This is a genomic window from Rhizorhabdus antheiae (assembly GCF_049889055.1).
Taxonomy (GTDB): domain Bacteria; phylum Pseudomonadota; class Alphaproteobacteria; order Sphingomonadales; family Sphingomonadaceae; genus Rhizorhabdus.
Genome location: NZ_JBLTWO010000002.1, coordinates 250,791 through 271,988, shown reverse-complemented (window position 1 = coordinate 271,988; position 21,198 = coordinate 250,791). Strand labels below are relative to the sequence as shown.

General features: G+C 65.6%; 24 protein-coding genes. 14 read left to right on the top strand and 10 right to left on the bottom strand.

Features of this window, described 5'->3' with window-relative positions; all coding sequences use genetic code 11:
• The first annotated feature begins 9 nt into the window (after positions 1-9).
• Entirely contained in the window at positions 10-4,086 is a 4,077-nt protein-coding gene (locus tag ACNI3R_RS05735; RefSeq protein WP_426181457.1) for a multiheme c-type cytochrome, read from the top strand.
• A 33-nt stretch (positions 4,087-4,119) separates the two neighbouring features.
• Here ACNI3R_RS05735 and ACNI3R_RS05730 read toward each other — a convergent pair whose 3' ends face one another.
• The 4 genes from ACNI3R_RS05730 to fsa all read right to left on the bottom strand — a co-directional run bounded on the left by ACNI3R_RS05730 (position 4,120) and on the right by fsa (position 6,709).
• Positions 4,120-5,043 (bottom strand): tyrosine recombinase XerC, encoded by a 924-nt coding sequence (locus ACNI3R_RS05730; protein WP_426180696.1) that lies wholly within the window; start codon positions 5,041-5,043, stop codon positions 4,120-4,122.
• A gap of 28 nt (positions 5,044-5,071) precedes the next feature.
• Entirely contained in the window at positions 5,072-5,632 is a 561-nt protein-coding gene (locus ACNI3R_RS05725) for a DUF484 family protein (RefSeq protein ID WP_426180694.1), read from the bottom strand.
• 88 nt (positions 5,633-5,720) lie between these two features.
• A complete protein-coding gene (locus ACNI3R_RS05720) occupies positions 5,721-6,017 on the bottom strand; it encodes a hypothetical protein (RefSeq protein WP_426180692.1) in 297 nt (98 codons plus the stop codon).
• 38 nt (positions 6,018-6,055) lie between these two features.
• The gene (gene fsa / locus ACNI3R_RS05715; RefSeq protein ID WP_426180690.1) at positions 6,056-6,709 is read right to left on the bottom strand and encodes a fructose-6-phosphate aldolase; all 654 of its coding nucleotides are present in this window, start codon (positions 6,707-6,709) and stop codon (positions 6,056-6,058) included.
• 129 nt (positions 6,710-6,838) lie between these two features.
• Here fsa and ACNI3R_RS05710 point away from each other — a divergent pair, with 129 nt between their 5' ends.
• The 8 genes from ACNI3R_RS05710 to ACNI3R_RS05675 all read left to right on the top strand — a co-directional run bounded on the left by ACNI3R_RS05710 (position 6,839) and on the right by ACNI3R_RS05675 (position 14,604).
• A complete protein-coding gene (locus ACNI3R_RS05710; protein WP_426180689.1) occupies positions 6,839-9,007 on the top strand; it encodes a primosomal protein N' in 2,169 nt (722 codons plus the stop codon).
• 55 nt (positions 9,008-9,062) lie between these two features.
• Entirely contained in the window at positions 9,063-9,854 is a 792-nt protein-coding gene (gene fliP, locus ACNI3R_RS05705) for a flagellar type III secretion system pore protein FliP (RefSeq protein WP_426180687.1), read from the top strand.
• A 30-nt stretch (positions 9,855-9,884) separates the two neighbouring features.
• Complete coding sequence (fliQ, locus tag ACNI3R_RS05700; RefSeq protein WP_426180685.1) at positions 9,885-10,166, top strand: flagellar biosynthesis protein FliQ; 282 nt, start codon at positions 9,885-9,887, stop codon at positions 10,164-10,166.
• Positions 10,163-10,945 carry a flagellar biosynthetic protein FliR gene (fliR, locus tag ACNI3R_RS05695; RefSeq protein WP_426180684.1) on the top strand — a complete coding sequence of 261 codons (783 nt, stop codon included), beginning with the start codon at positions 10,163-10,165 and terminating at the stop codon, positions 10,943-10,945. The genes fliQ and fliR overlap by 4 nt, the downstream gene beginning before the upstream one ends.
• A 3-nt stretch (positions 10,946-10,948) precedes the next feature.
• The gene (gene flhB / locus ACNI3R_RS05690; protein WP_426180683.1) at positions 10,949-12,088 is read left to right on the top strand and encodes a flagellar type III secretion system protein FlhB; all 1,140 of its coding nucleotides are present in this window, start codon (positions 10,949-10,951) and stop codon (positions 12,086-12,088) included.
• 119 nt (positions 12,089-12,207) lie between these two features.
• Positions 12,208-13,839, top strand: coding sequence for a flagellar filament capping protein FliD (fliD, locus tag ACNI3R_RS05685; protein WP_426180682.1), 1,632 nt, complete (start codon positions 12,208-12,210; stop codon positions 13,837-13,839).
• 38 nt (positions 13,840-13,877) lie between these two features.
• Positions 13,878-14,270, top strand: coding sequence for a flagellar export chaperone FliS (locus ACNI3R_RS05680; protein ID WP_426180681.1), 393 nt, complete (start codon positions 13,878-13,880; stop codon positions 14,268-14,270).
• A 55-nt stretch (positions 14,271-14,325) separates the two neighbouring features.
• Positions 14,326-14,604, top strand: coding sequence for a hypothetical protein (locus tag ACNI3R_RS05675; RefSeq protein WP_426180679.1), 279 nt, complete (start codon positions 14,326-14,328; stop codon positions 14,602-14,604).
• Positions 14,605-14,612: 8 nt separating this feature from the next.
• Here the strand turns inward: ACNI3R_RS05675 and ACNI3R_RS05670 are convergent, their stop codons facing one another.
• Complete coding sequence (locus ACNI3R_RS05670; protein WP_426180677.1) at positions 14,613-14,792, bottom strand: DUF4169 family protein; 180 nt, start codon at positions 14,790-14,792, stop codon at positions 14,613-14,615.
• 121 nt (positions 14,793-14,913) lie between these two features.
• On the opposite strand from ACNI3R_RS05670, the gene rnc reads away from it, so the two are divergent.
• On the top strand, positions 14,914-15,582 hold the full coding sequence (gene rnc / locus ACNI3R_RS05665; RefSeq protein WP_426180675.1) for a ribonuclease III: 669 nt from the start codon (positions 14,914-14,916) through the stop codon (positions 15,580-15,582).
• On the top strand, positions 15,579-16,472 hold the full coding sequence (era, locus tag ACNI3R_RS05660) for a GTPase Era (protein ID WP_426180674.1): 894 nt from the start codon (positions 15,579-15,581) through the stop codon (positions 16,470-16,472). Before rnc ends, era begins: the two co-directional genes overlap by 4 nt.
• Here the strand turns inward: era and ACNI3R_RS05655 are convergent.
• From ACNI3R_RS05655 to ACNI3R_RS05635, 5 genes are all read right to left on the bottom strand, one after another.
• Positions 16,439-16,900, bottom strand: a complete 462-nt coding sequence (locus tag ACNI3R_RS05655) for a hypothetical protein (RefSeq protein ID WP_426180673.1) — start codon at positions 16,898-16,900, stop codon at positions 16,439-16,441. The two genes, era and ACNI3R_RS05655, sit on opposite strands and share 34 nt — an antisense overlap.
• A 33-nt stretch (positions 16,901-16,933) precedes the next feature.
• Complete coding sequence (locus tag ACNI3R_RS05650) at positions 16,934-17,350, bottom strand: hypothetical protein (protein ID WP_426180671.1); 417 nt, start codon at positions 17,348-17,350, stop codon at positions 16,934-16,936.
• 79 nt (positions 17,351-17,429) lie between these two features.
• Complete coding sequence (locus tag ACNI3R_RS05645; protein WP_426180670.1) at positions 17,430-18,134, bottom strand: NAD-dependent deacylase; 705 nt, start codon at positions 18,132-18,134, stop codon at positions 17,430-17,432.
• A gap of 114 nt (positions 18,135-18,248) precedes the next feature.
• Positions 18,249-18,815: a DUF922 domain-containing protein gene (locus ACNI3R_RS05640; protein WP_426180669.1), complete on the bottom strand. Its 567-nt coding sequence runs from the start codon at positions 18,813-18,815 to the stop codon at positions 18,249-18,251.
• Entirely contained in the window at positions 18,812-19,144 is a 333-nt protein-coding gene (locus tag ACNI3R_RS05635) for a cupin domain-containing protein (RefSeq protein ID WP_426180667.1), read from the bottom strand. Before ACNI3R_RS05635 ends, ACNI3R_RS05640 begins: the two co-directional genes overlap by 4 nt.
• 149 nt (positions 19,145-19,293) lie before the next feature.
• Here ACNI3R_RS05635 and dapB point away from each other — a divergent pair, with 149 nt between their 5' ends.
• From dapB to ACNI3R_RS05620, 3 genes are all read left to right on the top strand, one after another.
• Positions 19,294-20,052: a 4-hydroxy-tetrahydrodipicolinate reductase gene (gene dapB, locus ACNI3R_RS05630; RefSeq protein WP_426180665.1), complete on the top strand. Its 759-nt coding sequence runs from the start codon at positions 19,294-19,296 to the stop codon at positions 20,050-20,052.
• Positions 20,049-20,702, top strand: a complete 654-nt coding sequence (nth, locus tag ACNI3R_RS05625; protein ID WP_426180663.1) for an endonuclease III — start codon at positions 20,049-20,051, stop codon at positions 20,700-20,702. Before dapB ends, nth begins: the two co-directional genes overlap by 4 nt.
• A 96-nt stretch (positions 20,703-20,798) precedes the next feature.
• Entirely contained in the window at positions 20,799-21,194 is a 396-nt protein-coding gene (locus tag ACNI3R_RS05620) for a hypothetical protein (RefSeq protein WP_426180661.1), read from the top strand.
• Positions 21,195-21,198: the final 4 nt, after the last annotated feature.

Sequence of the window (21,198 nt, the reverse complement as noted above, 5' to 3'; positions counted from 1 at the left end):
ATGACGACGATGCGATGGGCGGCTCGCGGCGCATTGGCGCTGGCGGCAGCGGTCGCCGCGCTGGTCTCGCTCCCCTCGGTGGCTCCAGCATCCGAAGGCGAAAAGCCGGTCGCGCGCATCTATCCCAAGTTCGGCGATGCCCCGCGCACGCAGGACTGGACACAGGCCGATGCCAAGAGCGACGGCTGTATCTCCTGCCACACCGCCTCCGATCGCAAAACCATGCACCAGAGCGAGGCAGTCGTCCTCGGCTGCGTCGACTGCCATGGCGGCGACGCCTCGGTACGCGTTCAGCCGGGCCTGCAGATGGCCGATGCCGCCTATGTCCAGGCGCGCGACAAGGCGCATGTCCTGCCCAAATATCCAAAGGGCTGGCACTGGCCATCCTCGGCCAATCCGAAGCGCAGCTACACCCTGCTCAACAAGGAAGCCCCGGAATATATCCGCTTCGTCAATCCGTCGGACTATCGCGTCGCGCGCCAGGCCTGCGGCGCCTGTCACGTCGAGATCATCCAGGCGGCCGAACGCTCGCTGATGTCGACCGGCGCGATGCTGTGGGGCGGCGGCGCCTATAATAACGGCATAGTCCCCTACAAGAATTACATCTTCGGCGAGGCCTACACCTCGGACGGTCAGCCGGCGCAGATCAAGTCGCCGGGCACCCCGGCTGGCACCGTGACACCCGAGCAAAAGGCGCGCGGCGCCCTGCCGGTGATGTACCCGCTGCCGACCTGGCATGTGATCCCGCCGGGCGACATCTTCCGCGTGTTCGAGCGCGGCGGCCGGACGATCAACAGCACTTTTGCCGAGATCGGCCTGCCCAACCTCAGCGGCAGCATCCAGCGGCTCGAAGAACCGGGCCGACCCGACCTCAAGCAATCGAACCGTGGCCCCGGCACCGGTCTGCGCGTCGCGATCCCGGTTCTCAACATCCACAAGACGCGCCTCAACGACCCGTTCATGTGGTTCATGGGAACCAACGACCAGCCCGGCGACTATCGCAATTCGGGCTGCGCGGGTTGTCACGTCGTCTATGCGAACGACCGCGAACCCAAGCATAGCCTGATCTATGCCAAATATGGCCGTGACGGTCAGACCGCGACGGTCGACCCGACGATCAAGGACAAGCTGGAACCGGCGGACGACGGCCATGGCGAAGGCCATGGCGGCGGCGGCCATCACGGCGCACCGGCGCCCGATCATGACCGCGACGACCATGGCGACGGCGCTTCGCACGACGGCAAGGGCATCGCCGGCCATCCGGTCGGGCCGATGAAGGAAAAGGGTCACCCGATCCAGCACGCCTTCACCAAGGCGATCCCGACCGCCCAGTGCATGAACTGCCACATGCACCAGCCCAACATCTTCCTGAACAGCTACCTCGGCTACACGATGTGGGATTATGAGTCCGACGCGCCGCTGATGTGGCCCGAGAAGCAGAAGAACCCGACGATCGCCGAGCGCCATGCCGTGCAGGAACGCAACCCTGAGGCCGCCGCTGCGATCGGCAAATGGGGTGATCTGGATTTCCTGCGTAACGTCTATGACGATGTGAACCCGAAGGCGAAGGACACCCAGTTCGCCGACTATCACGGCCATGGCTGGAACTTCCGCGCGATCTACAAGCGCGATCGCGAAGGCAATCTGCTCGATGCCGACGGCAAGATCGTGTCGCCCGACGACCCCGAAAAGTTCCGCAAGAATGGCACCGGCATGTTCGCCGAGATCGGCGAGCAGAAGGGCAAGGCGGTCCACATGATGGACATCCACGCCGAGAAGGGCATGCAGTGCGCCGACTGCCACTTCGCACAGGACAGCCATGGCAATGGCCTGATCTATGGCGAGGTCGCCAATGCGGTCGAGATCGGCTGCAAGGACTGCCACGGCACGCCGGATGCTTTCCCGACGCTGCGCACTTCGGGTCCGGCGGCGCCTCCGGGAGGCACCGACCTGTCACTTCTGCGCAACCAGGATGGCAAACGCCGCTTCGAATGGACCGTCGACGCCAAGGGCGAGCGGGTCCTGATCCAGCGGTCGATCGTCGATCCCAAACTCGAGTGGAAAGTGTCGCTCGTCCGTGAGTCCGTCGACCGGTCGAGCGCCTATTTCAATCCCCTCGCTGCCCGGTCGAAGCTGATGGGCAAGGCGGGCGTCGAGACCGGCAAGTTCAGCTGGGGCCCCGGCATCGCGCCCGAGGACCGCGCGCACAATGCCGACAACATGGCCTGCTTCACCTGCCACCTGTCGTGGACGACGTCATGCGGCGGCTGCCACTTGCCGATCGAAGCCAACTGGAAGACGACGACGCACAAATATGACGGCGTCGAGACGCGAAACTTCGCGACCTACAACCCGCAGGTCGCGCGCGACGAGATGTTCCAGCTCGGCATCCACCAGACCACCAAGGGCAATATCATCGCCCCGATCCGGTCCACCTCGGCGCTGGTGCTGTCCTCGACCAACCTCAACCGCGAGCGGATCTACATCCAGCAGCCGCCAATCTCCTCGGCCGGCTATTCGAGCCAGGCCTTCGCGCCGCACTTCCCGCACACGGTCCGCAAGACCGAGACGAAGCGCTGCACCGACTGCCACCTGTCGCAGGAAGACGACAACAACGCGATCATGGCGCAGCTCAATCTGCTGGGGACGAACTTCGTCAACTTCGTCGGCATGAACGCCTGGACCGGCCTGGAAAAGGGCATCGAGGCGATCCGCGTGACCGAGTGGAGCGAGCCGCAGGCGGTGATCGGCTCCTATCTGCACAAATATGCCTATCCCGATTGGTACAAGCAGCATCTGTCGCACGATCGCGAGCTGATCGAATGGGTGCGCGGCACGCGCTTCGGCAAGAAGCTGTCGGGTGAGCCCGACGCCGTCGAGGAGTTCGCCAACACCCATCACCCGACCAATGGCGCGGCCCGCTGCGTCCAGCTGCGCGGCGAATATTTCTTCGTCGCCGAGGGCAAGGGCGGCTTCCGCGTCTATGACGTCGCCTCGATCGCCAACAAGGGCACCTCGCAGCGCATCCTGACGGCGCCCTTCTCGCCGCTCGGCCACGACACGCACGTCGCGAGCAACAACGCGACCTGCATGGCGCTGCCGACCGGCCAGCCGATCTCGACCGAGCGCAACGATCACATCGTCAAATATTATCCCGAGAACCAGGAACAGAAGATGGGCGAAATTTATCGCTACGCCTTCGTCACGGACTCGGTGGAAGGGCTGATCGTCGTCAATGTCGAGACGCTGGCCGATGGCGAGCCGCGCAACAACTTCCTCAAGCGGACCGTCACCTGGAACGCCAACAATGTGCTGGCGGGCGCCCGCCACATCACCCTTGGCGGCAACTATGCCTATATCACGGCCAATGTCGGTCTGGTCGTCGTCGACCTGAACGATCCGAAGGCGCCGAAGCTGGCCGCAACGATCCCGCTGCGCGACGCCCGCGCCTCGGCGCTGCAGTTCCGCTATCTGTGGGTGACCACCGCCGACGGCCTGCAGCTGATCGACGTAACCCATCTCGACCGCCCGGTGCTGGTGCCCGAGGCGACCGTGCCGCTGGCGAACGCGCAGCGCGTCTATCTCGCGCGGACCTATGCCTATGTCGCCGCGAAGCAGGACGGTCTGGTGATCGTCGACATCACCCGGCCGCTGAAGCCGAAGCTCTATCAGAAGGTGACCTTCGACGGCCGGCTGAACGATGCGGAGGACGTGATCGTCGGTACCACCAATGCCTCGCTGTTCGCCTATGTCGCGGACGGCCGGAACGGGTTGAAGGTGATCCAGTTGACCTCGCCCGACAGCCAGCCCAATTTCTACGGCTTCTCGCCCGCGCCGAAGCCCGAGCTGATTGCCTGGGCGAAGACGCCTACGCCGGCGCTGTCGCTGTCCAAGGGCCTCGACCGCGACCGTGGCGTCGACGAGAGCGGCAACCAGATCGCGATCTTCGGCCGTGTCGGTTCGCGTCCGTTCAAGCGCAACGAGATGGAGAAGCTCTATCTCAACTCGCGGGGCATGCCGTGGAAGGTCAGCGACGTGGCCGACCTCAACGATTATGTCCCGAACCGGACGCTGGCGAAGCGCTGATCGAACGACAGCCTTCCCCGCTGCCTGCCGGGGTCAGGCGCGGGGATGGGCGTTGCGATAGACGTCCATCAGATGCGCGGTATCGACGCCGGTGTAGACCTGCGTCGACGACAGGCTGGCATGGCCGAGCAGTTCCTGAAGCGAGCGGAGATCGGCACCGCGCCCGAGGAGATGGGTCGCAAAGCTGTGCCGCAACGCATGGGGCGTCGTGCGGTCATCGAGACCCAGCCGCACCCGCGCCGCGCGCACGGCCTTCCGGATCAGTTCGGGCGCGAGCGCCCCGCCCCGCGCGCCTCTGAACAGCGGCTCGTCGCGTGATGTGCCGTAGGGGCAGAGCCTAACATAAAGCTCCACCGCCTCCCGAACCGGCGGCAGCATCGGCACTACGCGCGTCTTGCCGCGCTTGCCGGTGACCTGCATCGTCTCGCCGAGCGGCAGGATCGCACCGGTCAAACCCACTGCCTCGCCGATGCGCAGGCCCGCGCCGTAGAGAAGCAGCAGCACGGCCTGATCACGCGCAGAGATCCACGGCGCGCTGGCGGACTCGGCGGCATCGTCGACGATATCCTGCACATCGCCCGGCGCGACCGGCCGGGGCAGCCCCTTCTTCGTCCTCGGGCCGCGGATGTTCACCCGCTTCGGCACACCCGATGCCTCGCCCGCATATGTCAGGAACGCGCGGACGGCCGAAAGCTCGCGCGCGGCCGAGATATTGGCGAGCCCACCGGATCGGCGTTCGGCCAGAAAGGCGCGCAGGTCGCCCCGCTCGATCGCGGTGAGCGCGGCGGTATCGACCGGTCGCCCCAGATGCTGCCCAAGGAAGCCGACCAGACGATGCGCGGTCGCGACATAGGCGCGCACCGTATGCGCCGAGCGCCGCCGGTCGCGCAGCAGATGCTCGCCCCATTGCGCAGCCAGAAGCCGCGCGGGATGATCGTCCAGGTGAAGCGTCTGCATGGCGCCGAGCATAGGCCCGGCTCCGGCGTCAGGGAAGCAGCCAGCGCAGGACGAGACGGGACAGCATCGCCCCGAGGAAACTCAGCAGTTCGGAACCGGCCCGGTTATCGAACCCCATAGGCCGTCGCTGTCCGAGCATGAGAATGCCGCCCGGCGAAGGCCCGTCGCCAGGCAGCCTGATCAACGCTTCGGCACGAATGAGTTCGGAAGCCGGTCCGAACAGCGGATGGCCTCGATCGACCCCGCGCATCACGACCGCATCGACGCCTTCAATCGAGCGTTCGACCAGCCGCCGTTCTACGAACTGGACGCCCGAGGCATCCGCCCGAAGACCGCCCTCGTCGACGAACAGAGCCATCGAAACGGCATCGAGGCCCAATATATCGGGCCACATCTGCGTCACGATGTGGATCAGGTGATCGAGGCTCTCCGCCTCGGTCGCCGCCAGCACGGCTGCGTGGATCGAGGAGACCGCGCCCGAATGGCCGCGAGCGAAGGCGATGAGGTCCTGATTGGCCTCTTCGACCTCGGCAACCCGCCTCTTTAGCGACGCCATAGCGCCGACTTCGAAGTCGATCACGCTTCCCATGCCGGCAGTCTAACCGACAATGGTTAACGCACAATGGCGATGGCGCTGATTCCCATGTCCGTAAGGGAAACTTGACTGAAACAGCCGATCAATGGCCGGCCTTCTGCTGCTCCCACTGCCGGAATTTCTGAGCCAGGCAGCCACTCGCTCCTCCTGCGCCCGAGGCCGAACAGGAGCCTATGCCGCTCGCCCCCGAGTCCAGCAGGCGATGCCGTTCGCGCGACACCCCTTCGACCCCCATGTCGGAAAAATCGAAGCCAGGATCGCGCAAGCTCTCGGGAATGCGGTAGCGTTCGCTCCCCTGCCCGCGCCGACAGACCACTATCTCTCCACTCTTGCCGCGCTGGCAGTCGGTCGCGGCGGCGATGGCCTTGTCGAGCGGCATCGCCGCCGGCGCGTCCGCCAGCAGGAGGAGCAGAGGGATCAGAGGATGCTCTGTCCGGTTTTGGCCCAGTCGGCCATGAAGCCCTGAATGCCCTTTTCGGTCAGCGGGTGGTTGAACAGCGCGCGGATGACCGAGGCCGGCGCGGTCATCACATCGGCGCCGATCTTGGCAGCCTCGAGCACATGCACCGGATGGCGGACGCTGGCGACGAGGATCTCGGTCCCGAAGTCGTAATTGTCATAGATCTGGCGGATGTCTGCGATCAGCTGCATGCCGTCGAAACCGATATCGTCATGGCGTCCGACGAAAGGCGAGATGAACGCCGCGCCGGCTTTGCCCGCCAGCAGCGCCTGATTAGCCGAGAAGCAGAGCGTGACGTTGACCATCGTGCCGTCGTCGGAGAGCGCCTTGCAGGTCTTCAGGCCGTCCATCGTCAGCGGCACCTTGATGCAGACATTGTCGGCGATCTTCCGCAGGACCTCGGCTTCCTTCATCATCGTCGCATGGTCGAGCGCGACGACCTCGGCCGACACCGGACCGTCGACGATCTTGCAGATCTCGGCGATGACGTCGACGAACTGCTTGCCCGACTTGGCGATCAGCGAGGGGTTGGTGGTGACGCCATCGAGCAGTCCGGTGGCGGCCATTTCGGCGATGTCGGCGGTGTCGGCGGTATCGATGAAGAACTTCATGAAACGGGATCCCTTTGGATAGGCGGATGTTGCCGACGCCTATAGCGATGCGCCCCGCCGCCGCCTAGCTCTTCCCACCGTTCCGGCTTCCCATTGCAGGGCCCGCAACACCTCCCTATCCACGCGGACATGGCCCGTGCCCATGTCCTCCTGCTCAACCCCGCCCTCGGCCCGCTCGATTATCGCGCGGACCGCGAACATGTGGTCGAACCGGGCAGCATCGTGCTGGCGCCGCTCGGCCCGCGCCAGCTGGTCGGGGTCGTGTGGGAAGAGGAAAGCCTGCCCTCGCACGACCAGGTCGGCGACAATCGCCTGCGACCGCTGCTCGGCGTCTATGACGTACCGCCGATCGCAGCACCGCTGCGCCGGCTGATCGAGTGGACGTCGGACTATTATCTGGCGCCGCCCGGCGCGGTGCTGCGCATGGCGCTGCCGTCGTCCAGCGCGCTCGACGGGGCTCGGACGATCACCGAATATCGCGCGACCGGCGAGCGGCCCGACCGGATGACGCCGCAGCGCGAACAGGCGCTCGACCGCATCGGTCAGCGGCAGGGGCTGATCCGCGAACTGGCCACCATCGCCGATGTGTCTGATGCGGTGATACGCGGCCTCGTCAAGACCGGCGCGATCGAGGCGGTCGAGGTATCGATCGATACGCCCTGGCCCGTACCCGACCCGGACCACGCTCCGCCGAATCTGTCCGACGAACAGCAGCTGGCGGCGGGTACGCTGTCCGACGCCGTGATCACGGAGGACTTCCACCCCTTCCTGCTCGACGGCATTACCGGCTCGGGCAAGACCGAGGTCTATTTCGAAGCAATCGCCGCCGCGCTGCGCCAGGACCGGCAGACGCTGGTCCTGCTGCCCGAGATCGCGCTGACCGAGCCCTTCCTCAAGCGGTTCGAGGCGCGTTTCGGCCATCTGCCGGTCGCCTGGCATAGCGAACTCCGCCAGTCGCAGCGGCGCCGTGCGTGGCGCGCCATATCGCGCGGCGAGGCGCGCGTCGTCGTCGGCGCCCGCTCGGCCTTGTTTCTGCCCTATCGCAATCTCGGTCTGATCGTCGTCGACGAAGCGCATGAAACCAGCTTCAAGCAGGAAGACGGCGTCCTCTACCATGCGCGCGACGTCGCGGTGATGCGCGCCAAGCTGGAGGCGATCCCGATCGTGCTGGCCTCGGCGACACCGGCGATCGAGACGCGGCAGCAGGCCGCGATCGGGCGCTACACCGAGCTCAAGCTGACCTCGCGCCACGGCGTGGCAGAGCTGCCGACAATCGAGGCGATCGACCTGCTCAGCGATCCGCCGCCGCGCGGCCGCTGGATCGCGCCGTCGCTGGTGCGCGCCCTGTCGGATCGGCTCGAACGCAAGGAGCAGAGCCTGCTCTTCCTTAACCGGCGGGGCTATGCGCCGCTGACGCTGTGCCGCACCTGCGGCCACCGCTTCCAATGCCCCAATTGCACCGCCTGGATGGTCGAGCATCGCCTGCTCGGTCGATTGCAATGCCACCATTGCGGCCATGTCATGGCGCCTCCAGCGGCATGTCCCGAGTGCAAGGACGAGGACAGCCTGGTCGCCTGCGGTCCCGGCGTCGAGCGCATCGCCGACGAGGTGAAGATGCTCTTCCCCGAAGCGCGCATCGCCATCGCCACCTCGGACACGCTCTCGACCCCCGCCAAGGCGGCCGAGTTCGTCGAGCGGATGGAGGCCGGCGAGATCGACGTCGTCGTCGGCACCCAGTTGGTCACCAAAGGCTATCATTTCCCCGAGCTGACCCTCGTCGGCGTGATCGATGCCGATCTGGGCCTGTCGGGTGGCGACCTGCGCGCGGCCGAGCGCAGCTTCCAGCAGATCGCGCAGGTCTCCGGGCGCGCGGGGCGCGGCGAGAAGCCGGGCCATGTGTATATCCAGACCCACTCGCCCAAGGCGCCCGTCATCCAGGCGCTGCTGTCGGGCGACCCCCAGAGCTTCTACGACGCAGAGACGGAGGCGCGCCGGATGGCCAATGCTCCGCCCTTCGGCCGCTATGCCGCGATCATCATCTCATCGGAGAAGCTCGACGAGGCCGTCACCACCGCGCGGCTGATCGGCCGCACCTCGCCGGCCGTGGAGGGCATGCAGGTCTATGGCCCCGCCCCCGCCCCGCTGGCGATGCTGCGCGGGCGCCACAGGCAGCGCCTGCTCGTCCATGCGCGCCGGACGCTGGACGTGCAGCAGGTCATCCGCGACTGGCTGGGTAGCCTCGAATGGCCGCGTGGCGTCCGCGTGGCGGTCGACGTCGACCCCTATAGCTTCCTGTGACCGCCGACATGGGAGGCCCCTTGATGTTACCGCCGCCAAGTGCTGAAACCCGTCCATGAAAGCCGGGGGCCTTTTTACCATCAGAACGATTCTGCTCGTCGCCGCGACCGTCGGCGCAGGCATCCTGCTGGGCGATCCGGCCTGGGCATCGACCGCTGGCCCGGCGCAGAGCGGGGCGCTCGACCGGGCGATGACGACGATCGCAAGCGACGGCCGGCCATTGTCGCTGTCGCTTCAGATCCTGGTCCTGATGAGCCTGCTGACGGTGCTGCCGTCGCTGGTGCTGATGATGACCAGCTTCACCCGCATCATCATCGTGCTCTCGCTGCTGCGCCAGGCGCTGGGTCTGCAACAGACTCCGCCAAATCAGGTGCTGGTCGGGCTGGCGCTGTTTCTGTCGCTGTTCATCATGAAGCCGTCGATCGACCAGATGAACGCCACCGCCTTCAAGCCCTATGGCGCCGGACAGATTACGATCGAGGATGCCATCACGCGCAGCGGATCGGTCCTCCATCGCTTCATGGTCCTGCAGACCCGCCAGACCGACCTCAAGCTCTTCGCCGATCTCGCCAAGGCCCCGCGCTTCGCCCGCCCCGCCGACATTCCCTTCTCGATCCTGCTGCCGGCCTTCGTCACGAGCGAGCTGAAGACGGCCTTCCAGATCGGCTTCCTGATCTTCCTGCCTTTCCTGATCATCGATCTGGTGGTCGCGTCGACGCTGATGTCGCTCGGTATGATGATGCTATCGCCGGCCATTATTTCCATGCCTTTCAAGCTATTACTGTTCGTTCTTGTTGATGGATGGGCACTGACCATGGGCTCGCTCGCGGCGAGTTTCGCAACATGACGACGGCAACCTTCCAAATGGCGCAGCGCGATGGATAGCGCCGCCTCACCCGAATATTTCATCGGCGTCGCGCAGCAGGCGATGTGGGTGCTCGCGCTGATCTCGACCCCCGTCCTGATCCCCGCGCTGATCGTTGGCATCATCCTCGGCATGATCCAGGCCGCGACCTCGATCAACGAGCAGACGCTCAGCTTCGTCCCCAAGCTGATCGTCGTCGGGGCGGCCCTCGCCATCTTCGGCGGAGCCATGCTGATGCTGCTCGCCGATTTCACCCGCGAGCTGTTCGCCCGCATACCGGACATGCTGCGGTGATACCCCAGGGCCTGGCCGGGGTCGAAACCCAGCTGTGGCTGTGGATGATCGCGATGATAAGGCCGGGCGCAGCCTTCATCGCCGCCCCGGTCTTCGGCGCGCCGCAGGTGCCGGTACAGGTCCGCGCGGTCGTCGCGCTTGCGCTCGGCATACCCGCCTTCGCGAACACGCCCTTCGTCATGCCCCTCGGCGGGATCGTGAGCATCGACGGCGTGTTCCTCGTTGCGGGCGAGGCGCTGATCGGACTCGCTCTTGGTTTTGCTGTGCAGATCGGCTTCTCGACCGCGCTGCTGGCGGGTGAAGTCGTCAGCAACGCCATGGGCCTCGGCTTCGCGGCAATGATGGATCCGGCGACGGGCGCCACCTCGCCGGCCGTGTCGCAATTTCTCTCGCTGCTGGCGATGTTCCTGTTCCTCGCGACCGGCGGCCACCTTCAGCTCGCGGCGATCATCGTCGAGAGCTACCAGGCGCTGCCGCCTGGCCAGGGCGGCCTTAGCGGCAGCAGCATACAGGGCCTCGTGCTGTTCGGCGGAGAGCTGTTTTCGGCGGGGCTTGCGATCGCCCTGCCCGTCGGTTTCGCGATCATTCTCGTCCAGCTGGTCATGGCGATGCTCGCGCGCTCGGCACCGCAGATGAACATCTTTGCGGTAGGTCTCCCCGCGACGCTGATGGCCGGGATAGTCCTGATCGCCATCGCCTCGCCGGTCATGGCCGACGGTATCGCCTCCTCGCTCCAGCGTGGTCTGGCCGAGGCGCGCATGCTCGCGGCAGGGAAATAGGCGATGGCCGACGGTCCCGAGGACGACGAAAAGACAGAAGCCCCGACAGCCAAGCGGCAGAAGGACGCGGAAGAAAAGGGCGACGTCCTCCAATCCCGCGAACTGGGTACTGCGCTGGTGATGATCGTCGGGGCGGCATGGATCGCCATGGCGGGTCCCTGGACGATCGGGTCGCTGAGGCAAATGCTCGCCAATGGCCTGTCCTTCGACGCCGGCTCGCTCGAACGCTTCGACCCGCTCTCGGCCTTCTTGTCGCTCGTCGTGACGGTGGCGCTGCCGCTGGTGGTCCTGCTCGGCCTCACCCTCGCCGCTGCTATCGCCGCACCTGCGCTCCTGGGATCGCTCGGCTTTCGCTGGTCGGCGCTCGGGTTCAAGGCGAACAAGCTCAACCCCGCCGCCGGCCTGAAGCGGATGTTCGGCACGCAGGGCCTCATCGAGCTGGGCAAGGCCCTGCTCAAGATCCTTGTCCTCGGCGCGGTCGGCTATTGGCTGCTGATGGACCAGATCGCGAGCATCGTGACGCTCGGTCGGCAGGATCTGCGAACCGCGCTCGACGAACTTGGCTCATCTTTCACCTTCGCGGTGCTGGTGATGACGATGGCCCTGGCAATCGTCGCCGGCGCAGACATTCCTGCGCAGATCTTCCAGCGCGCCAAGCGGCTGCGCATGTCGAAGCAGGAGATCAAGGAGGAGGGCAAGCAGGCCGAAGGCTCGCCCGAGATGAAAGCCGCGATCCGGTCGAAGCAGATGCAGGCTGCCAAGGGATCGGCGCGCAAGGCGGTCATCGATTCCACCGTCGTCCTGACCAATCCGACCCATTTCGCGGTTGCGCTGCGTTATCGGCCCGGTTTCGATGCAGCCCCCGTCGTTCTCGCGCGGGGACGCGGCGCGACCGCACAGGCAATCAGGGAGCTCGCGACCGAGAATGCCGTGCCGCTGCTGTCCTATCCGCAACTGGCGCGTGCCATCTATTATACGAGCCGATCGGGTCAGATGATCCGGGAAGACTTGTTCATCGCGGTTGCCGCCATTCTCGCCTTCGTCTTCAACCTCGACCGGGCGATGGCAGAAGGCATCGTCCAGCCCGATGTCGACGTGCCCGCGGGCGCCCGGTTCGACGAGGAAGGCCGCAAGATCGGCTGACCCCGCATAAGCTCAACGCCGGGACATGGTTAGCGCCCGTTAGGAAAATTAAAGGGATTGAGCCGCTAAAACCTCCACCCGACAGGTCGTTACAGCCCATAGCGAGGTGGTGAAGAGAAATGGTTAGCTCGGTCGGTTCAACGATCCTTACCTCGCTGGGCGCGTCCAGCATCGACACCGCGTCGCTGGTGGATCAGCTGGCCACGGCGGCGATCTCGGACAAGCAGAAGATTTTGACCGCGCGGGAAACCGCCAACACCGCCAAGATCTCCGACCTCGCCAGCGCGATCAGCTCGATCAACGCCTTTTCCACTTCGCTTTCGACGCTGATATCCGGCGGTACGCTCTACACCCAGCCGACCAGCTCGAACACATCGGTACTTCAGGCGTCGGCGCAGGCTGGCGCACGGCTCAACGGTCTGTCGGCTTCGGTGCGGGTCGAAAAACTCGCCATGGCGCAGACCATGACGGCAGCCCCGCTGACCGGGGCATCGAGCGCGGTCGGCACCGGCACGCTCGAGCTCAAGGTCGGCAGCCAGACCAAGACGATCACGATCGATTCGACCAACAACACGCTCGCCGGGCTTGCCAAGGCGATCAAGGACAGTGGGCTGGGTGTTTCGGCCAGCATCGTCACCGATGCAAGCGGCGCGCGCCTCGTCGTCAAGGGTGCGACCGGTTCGGCCAATGCCTTCTCGCTCAAGATGACGAGCGGAACGGCGGGTGAACTCGATCGCTTCGCTTATGATCCAGCCACCTATGATCCCGATGCCATCACCGGGCTGACTCTGCAGCAGGCTGCACAAAATGCCGAACTGATCGTCGACGGCGTCGCGGTCAGCAAGGCGACGAACTCGATCACCGACGTGATCGAGGGCGTGAAGCTCGACCTTATGTCGGCGTCGCCCGGAACCACCATCACGATCGGATCGACCCAACCGGTCGATGCGATCAAGCAGGCCGTCACAGACTTTGTCGATGCGTTCAACGAGATGCGCACCACCTTGCGCACGATGACCGGGACCGACGGATCGCTGCGTAGCGACACCGGCATCCGGTCGCTCGTCCAGCGGCTGAGCTCGCTCACCTCGACCCGACTGACCTACGCCACCGACGGCAGCCCGACGACCCTCGCCGAAATCGGCGTGTCGACCAATCGCGACGGCAGCCTCACCCTCGACACCGGCCGGCTGGCTTCGATCATGTCGAGCAATCCGTCCGCAGTCGAAGCAATGTTCAACCCCAGCCAGCGCAGCGACAATCCGCTGATCCAGATCACCAGCGCCGTCGGCAAGACCAAGGGCGGCGTGTACACCGTGACGAACGCAAGCCCGGGCACGAGTTCCTCGGCGGCCTCGGCCACGCTCAACGGGGGCTTCACCCTGCCGCTCGGTGCCACCGGGGTCCAGGCCTCCTTCACCTCGGCAGCCTATGGTCTGTCTTTCGACATTCTCGGATCGGTCAGCACCGCGACGATCACGATCGACAGCGGGCTGCAGGGCGCGCTCGACGCGATCAAGACCGAGCTTACTGCCTCGTCGGGACAGCTGACGGCGTCACAGAGCCGGCTTGAAAGCGAGAAAGCAGCGATCGCCGACGACAAGGAGAAGTTGACCACCAAGGACACTGCCTATCGGGCGCAGCTGACCGCGCAATATACGCGCATGCAGTCGTCGCTGTTCGCCCTCACCTCGACCCAGAACTATCTGACGCAGCAGATCAAGCTGTGGACGAACGACAGCAGCAGTTAAGCTGGAAACCCCGCGATCAAGAGGGCTGAAGCATGTATATGAGTAACGGTTACGGCGCCACGGGCGGCGCAAAGATGGCCTATCAGAACGTCGACATCGAAGCACGCGTACTCGCGGCGACGCCCCATCAATTGATCGGCATTCTCTTCGAGGAGCTGACCAAGGCGCTCGAGATCATGGTCGCGGCGCAGCGCGTCGGCAACCGCGCGAAGATCATCGACAAGCAGGCCCGCGCGTCGAATATCCTGCTCGCTCTCGAAACCAGCCTCGACTTCCGCAACGGCGGTGAGATCGCGCTCAACCTGGCGCGCATCTATCGCGAAGCGCGTCGGCTGGTCCAGCTCGGCGGCCGCAGCCACGATCCCGAGGCGGTCGAGCGCGCCGGCCTGCTGCTCAAGGACATCGTCGAGGCGTGGGAACAGATCGGCTGATCTTTACCCGGCGTTAACCCCGACCGGGGCAGATTACCCTGGTCAGGAGACCGAGATGGCCTATTTCAACCGCAAGACCGTGCAGGATCCCGCTCCCTTCAAGGAGCGGCGCGTGAAGGGCAAGGTCGTGCGCTTCTCGGCCGACGCCACCGCAGAACATGTCCCCTCTCCCGCCCATGCGCTGCAGCAGATGCTTGCCGAGCGGACGGCTGACGGGTTCATCACCGATCCGGTCGCCCGCCATCGTGCGCTGGCGAAGTTCATCGGGACGGCCGTCCTGCTGTGGGGCGGGATGGCCGCGGCCCTGATCTCGATGATGGCGATGACGCGCTGAGCCAAGGCTCAGTCGTCGTCCAGCTTCGCCCCCTCGACCTTCCTCATCAGGATCGCGCGCTCTTTCTCGTCACGCTTGCGCTCAGCCTTCGTCCGGCCGAATTTCGCACGGTTCGCCTCCGCCTGAACCTTTGCCTCGACCCGCGCTTTCGCTTTGCGAAGCTTGTTGAGATTGACGACATCACCCATAACCCGATTGTGCCCCGGCGGCACATGCGAGGCAATACCGAGGCGATCCCGACGCGCTGGGGCTGTGCCTCTTCACCTAAAGCGCTTCCACCAAATGCGATCAGGGCTTAAGGCGCGCCTGATGCACGATGACGAACTTCGCCGCTGGGTGGAAAGCGCTCTCGGCCACGTCCCCCGCGACCTGGCGATGTTCCGGCGCGCGCTGACCCATGGCAGCTATGGGCCTGTCCATTATGAGCGGCTCGAATTCCTGGGCGACCGCGTGCTGGGCCTGATCACCGCGACCTGGCTGTACGAGCTCTACGGCGACGAGCCGGAAGGCAAGCTCTCGCGGCGCTTCAACACGCTGGTCAGCCGCGAGGTCTGCGCCGAGGTAGGGCGCGAGATCGGCGTCAACACGCATATGCTGCTCGGCAAACAGGCACGCGACGACGGCGCGGCGCAGAGCGACAATGTCGTCGGCGACGTCGTCGAGGCGCTGATCGGCGCGCTCTATCTCGAAGCCGGACTCGACACGGCCCAGCGCTTTGTCCGATCGGCCTGGTCCGGCCATGTCACCGGCCAGGCGCAGGCCCCCAAACATCCCAAGTCCGCGCTGCAGGAATGGGCCGCGTCCCATCGCTGCAAGCCGCCCGTCTATACCATGGGCAACCGGAGCGGGCCGCATCATGCGCCCCGCTTCACCGTCACCGTTTCGATCGCCGGCAAGGCCGAGGCCAGCGCCGAAGGCAGTTCGAAACAGGAAGCTGAAACCGCCGCCGCCAAGGCGCTGCTGGAGAAATTGTCATGACCGAACGCTGCGGCTTCGTTGCCGTCGTCGGCGCCCCCAATGCGGGCAAGTCCACCCTCGTCAATGCACTTGTCGGCCAGAAGGTCGCGATCGTCAGCCCCAAGGCGCAGACGACGCGCACCCGTCTGATCGGCGTCGCCATCGCCGGCGAGAGCCAGATGCTGCTGGTCGACACGCCCGGCATCTTCGCGCCGCGCCGCCGTCTCGACCGGGCGATGGTCGCAGCCGCCTGGAGCGGTGCGCAGGACGCCGACCTGATCGCCTTCGTGATCGACGCCAAGACCGGCATTTCCCGCCGCATCACCGAGTTGCTCGACACACTCGCGCAGCGCCGCGAGCCCAAGCTGGTGATCCTCAACAAGGTCGACATCTGCACCAAGGAAAGCCTGCTCGAGCTCGCCGTTCGACTGCAGGACAAGCTGGCGCCCGAGGCGATCTACATGGTGTCCGCGGCGACCGGAGACGGCATCGAGGATCTCCGCGCGGCGCTCGCCGCCCGCGTGCCCGAGGGCCCCTGGCACTTCCCCGAGGAGCAGGTGTCCGACGCGACCGATCGCATGCTGGCGGCCGAAGTGACCCGTGAGCAGCTCTACCTCCAGCTGCACGCCGAGCTTCCCTATGACTCGGCGGTCGAGACCGAGAAATATGAGGAGCGCAAGGACGGATCGATCGCGATCCACCAGCAGATCCTGATCGCGCGCGACAGCCAGAAGGCGATCATCCTCGGCAAGCGCGGCACCCGGCTCAAGGAGATCGGCTCACGCTCGCGCGAGGAGCTGGAAAAGCTGCTCGAGCGCAAGGTCCACCTGTTCCTGCACGTCAAGGTCGCCGAGAAATGGGGCGACGATCGCGGCCTCTATCGCGAGATCGGGCTCGACTGGGTCGACTGAGCGGGCGGCCCATTTGGCGATTTTCCCGCGCCATCGCCCCAGGCGATGATGCACTCCATCGGCGGCCGGCGACGCAATAGCCGTTCGAGCCGGGTAGTCGGCCGTATCGGCACGGATAGCCCGTCCGACCGCGCATGGTCGGCGAGACTGGCGCTCCACACCGGCTCGAACCCCGCAGCGCGCGCCTGTTCGCCGTGCCAGGCGTCCCCTCGGACGAAGTGCATGACGATCACCGCCCTGCGCCCCAGCGCCCGTGCTCGCTCAACGACGTCGCGCGCGGACTTCTTGGTCACGGCGCGCCGCTTATGGCCATCGCACCGTACGAACAGGCGGGTGTCACCCCGCGTCACCAGCAGATCTACGACCGAAGGATCCTCGCTCTCGCCCCGCTCGACTTCACAACCGCGATCCGCGAAGAAACGCGCCACCTCCTCGCCCAGCGCACGGTCCCGCTTGCGCTCCTAATAGTCCACGCCGGTTTCTAGGTAGCGATACTCCCAATGGCCCCAGTCGCGCTCATAGGCCTGCTCGCGCCGCCGCCCGCGCTGGCCGGTCAGACGGCCTATGATGCCGCCGATGAAGTCAGCACAAACGAAGGCAATGATCATCAGAGCGAAGAAGCTGACCACGACCAGTACGCCGACCCCTACGCCGGACGCGCTGCCAAATCCGGGGAAGAAGGCCGCCGTGAGACCTGCCGCGATCAGCAACAGAAGCAGCCAGACACCGATCATCAAGATCCAGCCGAGCGTGTCTGCAATCTTCCCCATGATCGCCACGAAGCGCTGGCGCTCGGGCGTCAGCCTGTAATCGGCAGGAAGGCCATAATCTGCGGGCAACGGCTCGCGGACGTCGTCCTCGTCATCGAAATCGTCCAAGGCCCCTCTCCCGAACATAGGAAGAACAACCTGACATAGGCGACCAGCCGTCGCAAGCCACCCGCTGTCGTGGTGAGTTTCAGCCGCCCAGCAGCTGCTCGACCCATTCGGGAACGAGCAGGCTCGCCTTGCCAAGTCGGGTCTCGTCGAACCAGCCGCTGCCCGCCGACCGCTCCAGGTTGAGCTCCAGCGTCTCGATCCCCGCATGGCGCGCCATCTGGACGAAGCCCGCCGCCGGATAGACCGCGCCCGAGGTGCCGATCGACACGAACAGATCGGCCTCCGCCAGCGCCGCCTCGATCCGCTCCATGTCGTAGGGCATCTCCCCGAAGAAGACGATGTCGGGCCGCAACTGGTCCTGCGCGCCGCACTGCCCGCACAATGTGCCGTCGAGCATCGCCCCGCCGAAGCGCGCCCGCCCGCCGCACGCCTCGCACAGCGCCGACATCAGTTCGCCATGCATGTGGAGCAGCCGGGTCGCCCCGGCCCGCTCGTGCAGATCATCGACATTCTGCGTGACGATCAGCAACTCCCCCCGCCACGCCCGATCGAGCCGCGCCAGCGCAAGATGCGCCGCATTCGGCTCCACCGCCCGCAACGCCGCCCGCCGCTGATCATAGAAATCGAGCACGAGGGGCCGATTGGCGGCGAGCGCCTCCGGCGTGCATATGTCCTCGACGCGGTGGTTCTCCCACAGGCCGTCCGAGGCCCGGAAGGTGTTGAGACCGCTCTCGGCGGAGATGCCAGCGCCCGTCAATAGGACGATATTTGCAATTTTCCCCATCCGAAGCACATTCCTTGGTCAAAGCCGATCAGCATAACCTGCGTACGATTGCTAATTTTTCACCTGAAAATCTATATACAATATACTGATTTATAATGAAATTAGCTCAACCTCTCACTCCCCAACCGGAATCTGGTCGAGCCCATGCCGCGTGCGGCGGTCATAGGCCTGTTGCAGGGCTTCGATCCGCTTCTGGGTCCGGTTGGCGACGTCCTTGATGCTGCCACAGCTCGCCTTGGCGGCGGCCTGGACGAAGTCGTTGCGATGGTCGAAGGCGATGCGGGCGTGGCCGGCTTCGTGGACTTCGAGGCCCTTGATCGTGCGGTACCAGAAGGAGGCAGCCTCGACCGTCACGCCCTCGGTCGTCACGAGGCGCGGCAGGACGACCTTTATCGACAGCCGCGTGACCGGATCGGCGACGATGCAGTCGTTGCCGCGCCGGGTCTGGCGCCAGCCGACGCGGATGTGCCAGACGGTGTTTGCCACCGCGTCGCCGGTCTGCGGCGCCCGGCGGCGCATCGAGCGGTAGATTTCCTCGGGCGTCCGCCCTTCGATGTCATAATATTCGTAGCTGATATTGGGGATGCCCGCGAAAGCCGAGGTCACCGGCGCACCGCCCAGCGGGGAATAAGCCGCCGTCCCCAACAAAAGCGCGGCACTCGCCGCATATACAGCTCTCATTCGCCGCCCTTGGGTCCCCAGAAGATCACCCAGGTGACGAAATCCTCGCTGAAATCCTCGAAGCGGTGGAAGGCGTGCGCCTCGACGAAGATCGCGTCCTGCGCCTTCACCGGCCGCCGCTCGCCATTCTTCACGAACCAGCCCGAGCCCGAAGCGACGATGTAGAGCTCGTCCTGCTCATGCGGCGCCTGATCATCCTCGAATTTGGGGGCATAGACACCGATGCGCATGCTGCCGTTGCGGATCGGATAGGTAAAACGCCGCCCCTGCTCATCGGGCAGCGTCGCCAGCGCGGAATCGAGAGAGAATTGCCAGTCCTGCGCGGTCATGATCGGGTCCTCGCTAGCGCCCCCGCTGCGCAGTTGAGCATGTCCTGCGCAGCGAAGCCAGATGCTATCGCCTGCACACCCCTCGTTCCGGCGCTTGCGTCGCGCGCGGGCGGACGCCATGAAGCGCGCGGATCGAAAAGGGACAGGGCATGGCCGCAATCGGAATCTTGGGCGCACAGGGACGGATGGGCCAGGCGATCGCCGCTGCCGCCCCGACCATGGGCGCCACGCTCGCGGGCGGGGTCGACCTGGGCGGCGCGGTGTTCGGGGACCATGGCGACGTGGCGGCGCTCGCCGCGCAGTGCGACGTGCTGGTCGACTTCTCCGCCCCTGTCGCGCTGGCCGGCCATCTCGCCGCCGCCCGTGCGGCCCGCGTTCCTATCGTCATCGGCACCACCGGCCTCCAGCCCGAGCATCATGCGCTGATCGACGAGGCGGCTGCCGGCGGCCTTGCCGTGCTGCAATCGGCCAACACCTCGCTCGGCGTGAACCTGCTCGCGCATCTGGTGCGCGAGGCGACGGCGCGGCTCGGCGCCGACTGGGACATCGAGATCGTCGAAATGCACCACCGCCACAAGGTCGACGCCCCCTCGGGCACGGCGCTTCTGCTCGGCGAGTCGGCGGCGGCGGGGCGAGGGTCCGATGGCGCGACGCTCAACCGCTTCGACCGGATCGGCCATGGCAATCATCGCCCGCGCGAGGAAGGCACGATCGGCTATGCCTCGCTGCGCGGCGGCTCGGTCGCGGGGGACCATATGGTCGTCCTCGCCAGCGACAATGAGCGGATCGAACTGGGCCATCGGGCTGAAAACCGTGCCATCTTCGCGCGCGGGGCAGTAAAGGCCTGCCTGTGGATGGTCGGCCAGGCACCGGGCCGCTACTCGATGAACGATGTGCTGGGCCTGTGAAGAAGGCCGACGTCTTCGAATTCTATCGGCGGCTGGCGGAGAATGACCCCGCGCCGGTGACCGAGCTCAACTATGTCAATCCCTACACGCTGCTGGTCGCGGTCGCGCTGTCGGCTCAGGCGACCGATATCGGGGTGAACAAGGCGACCGGCCCGCTCTTCGCCAGGGTCACCACGCCCGAGCAGATGCTCGAACTCGGTGAAGAGGGGCTGAAGCAGCACATCAAGACGATCGGCCTGTTCAACACCAAGGCGAAAAACGTCATCGCCGCCGCCCGCATCCTCGTCGACCAGCATGGCGGCGAGGTGCCGCAGGACCGCGACGCGCTGGAGGCCTTGCCCGGCGTTGGCCGCAAGACCGCGAATGTCGTGATGAACACCGCTTTCGGCGCGGAGACGATCGCTGTCGACACGCATATCTTCCGCGTCTCCAACCGCACCGGCCTCGCGCCCGGCAAGAATGTCCTGCAGGTCGAACTCAAGCTGGAGAAGGTCACGCCCAAGCCCTTCCTCCAGGGCGCCCATCACTGGCTGATCCTGCACGGCCGCTATATCTGCAAGGCGCGCAAGCCCGAATGCTGGCGCTGCCCGGTCGAAGATCTGTGCCGCTTCAAGCCGAAGACTCCGGCCCCTCCACCGCCCAAGGCGTGAACCAAGGGGCGGTCCCGCATTTTCAAGGCGCGTCGCGGGCGATAACGTCTTATGATCATGGTCCGAAAGATCGATGATCTGGGAAAGGATGTTCCGATGCGTGATCGAACGAAGCGTGCACTGGCCCTTGCCGTCGTCCTTCTCTGCGCCGCCGGCTCTGCGGGGCAGAGCCGGCCGCTGAAGCCCGAGCAGGAAGCGAAGATCAAACCCGACGGCAAGGTCGAGGACTGCATCCCGCTCCGCTCCATCCGCAACACGCGGGTCCGCGACGACCGGACGATCGACTTCTACATGAACAACGGCAAGGTCTACCGCAACACGCTGCCCTATGCCTGTTCGGGCCTCGGCTATGAGGAGCGTTTCGGCTATGCGACCTCGCTGCCGCAGCTCTGCTCGGTCGACATCATCACCGTGCTGCGCACCCCGCCAATCCCGATCGGCGCCTCCTGCGGCCTGGGCAAGTTCCAGCCGATCAGCGGCGCGCCGAAATAGGGCC

Bases quoted from the DNA above. Each gene is read 5' to 3' on its own strand.
- ACNI3R_RS05735 (WP_426181457.1), top strand. From the start codon at position 10: ATGCGATGGGCGGCTCGCGGCGCATTGGCGCTGGCGGCAGCGGTCGCC.
- rnc (WP_426180675.1), top strand. From the start codon at position 14,914: ATGCACGATGACGAACTTCGCCGCTGGGTGGAAAGCGCTCTCGGCCAC.
- fliP (WP_426180687.1), top strand. From the start codon at position 9,063: ATGAAAGCCGGGGGCCTTTTTACCATCAGAACGATTCTGCTCGTCGCC.
- fliD (WP_426180682.1), top strand. From the start codon at position 12,208: ATGGTTAGCTCGGTCGGTTCAACGATCCTTACCTCGCTGGGCGCGTCC.
- ACNI3R_RS05730 (WP_426180696.1), bottom strand. From the start codon at position 5,043: ATGCAGACGCTTCACCTGGACGATCATCCCGCGCGGCTTCTGGCTGCG.
- ACNI3R_RS05640 (WP_426180669.1), bottom strand. From the start codon at position 18,815: ATGAGAGCTGTATATGCGGCGAGTGCCGCGCTTTTGTTGGGGACGGCG.
- dapB (WP_426180665.1), top strand. From the start codon at position 19,294: ATGGCCGCAATCGGAATCTTGGGCGCACAGGGACGGATGGGCCAGGCG.
- ACNI3R_RS05645 (WP_426180670.1), bottom strand. From the start codon at position 18,134: ATGGGGAAAATTGCAAATATCGTCCTATTGACGGGCGCTGGCATCTCC.
- ACNI3R_RS05670 (WP_426180677.1), bottom strand. From the start codon at position 14,792: ATGGGTGATGTCGTCAATCTCAACAAGCTTCGCAAAGCGAAAGCGCGG.
- ACNI3R_RS05720 (WP_426180692.1), bottom strand. From the start codon at position 6,017: ATGCCGCTCGACAAGGCCATCGCCGCCGCGACCGACTGCCAGCGCGGC.
- ACNI3R_RS05635 (WP_426180667.1), bottom strand. From the start codon at position 19,144: ATGACCGCGCAGGACTGGCAATTCTCTCTCGATTCCGCGCTGGCGACG.
- ACNI3R_RS05620 (WP_426180661.1), top strand. From the start codon at position 20,799: ATGCGTGATCGAACGAAGCGTGCACTGGCCCTTGCCGTCGTCCTTCTC.
- fliQ (WP_426180685.1), top strand. From the start codon at position 9,885: ATGGATAGCGCCGCCTCACCCGAATATTTCATCGGCGTCGCGCAGCAG.
- era (WP_426180674.1), top strand. From the start codon at position 15,579: ATGACCGAACGCTGCGGCTTCGTTGCCGTCGTCGGCGCCCCCAATGCG.
- flhB (WP_426180683.1), top strand. From the start codon at position 10,949: ATGGCCGACGGTCCCGAGGACGACGAAAAGACAGAAGCCCCGACAGCC.
- ACNI3R_RS05675 (WP_426180679.1), top strand. From the start codon at position 14,326: ATGGCCTATTTCAACCGCAAGACCGTGCAGGATCCCGCTCCCTTCAAG.
- ACNI3R_RS05710 (WP_426180689.1), top strand. From the start codon at position 6,839: ATGGCCCGTGCCCATGTCCTCCTGCTCAACCCCGCCCTCGGCCCGCTC.
- ACNI3R_RS05725 (WP_426180694.1), bottom strand. From the start codon at position 5,632: ATGGGAAGCGTGATCGACTTCGAAGTCGGCGCTATGGCGTCGCTAAAG.
- fsa (WP_426180690.1), bottom strand. From the start codon at position 6,709: ATGAAGTTCTTCATCGATACCGCCGACACCGCCGACATCGCCGAAATG.
- ACNI3R_RS05680 (WP_426180681.1), top strand. From the start codon at position 13,878: ATGAGTAACGGTTACGGCGCCACGGGCGGCGCAAAGATGGCCTATCAG.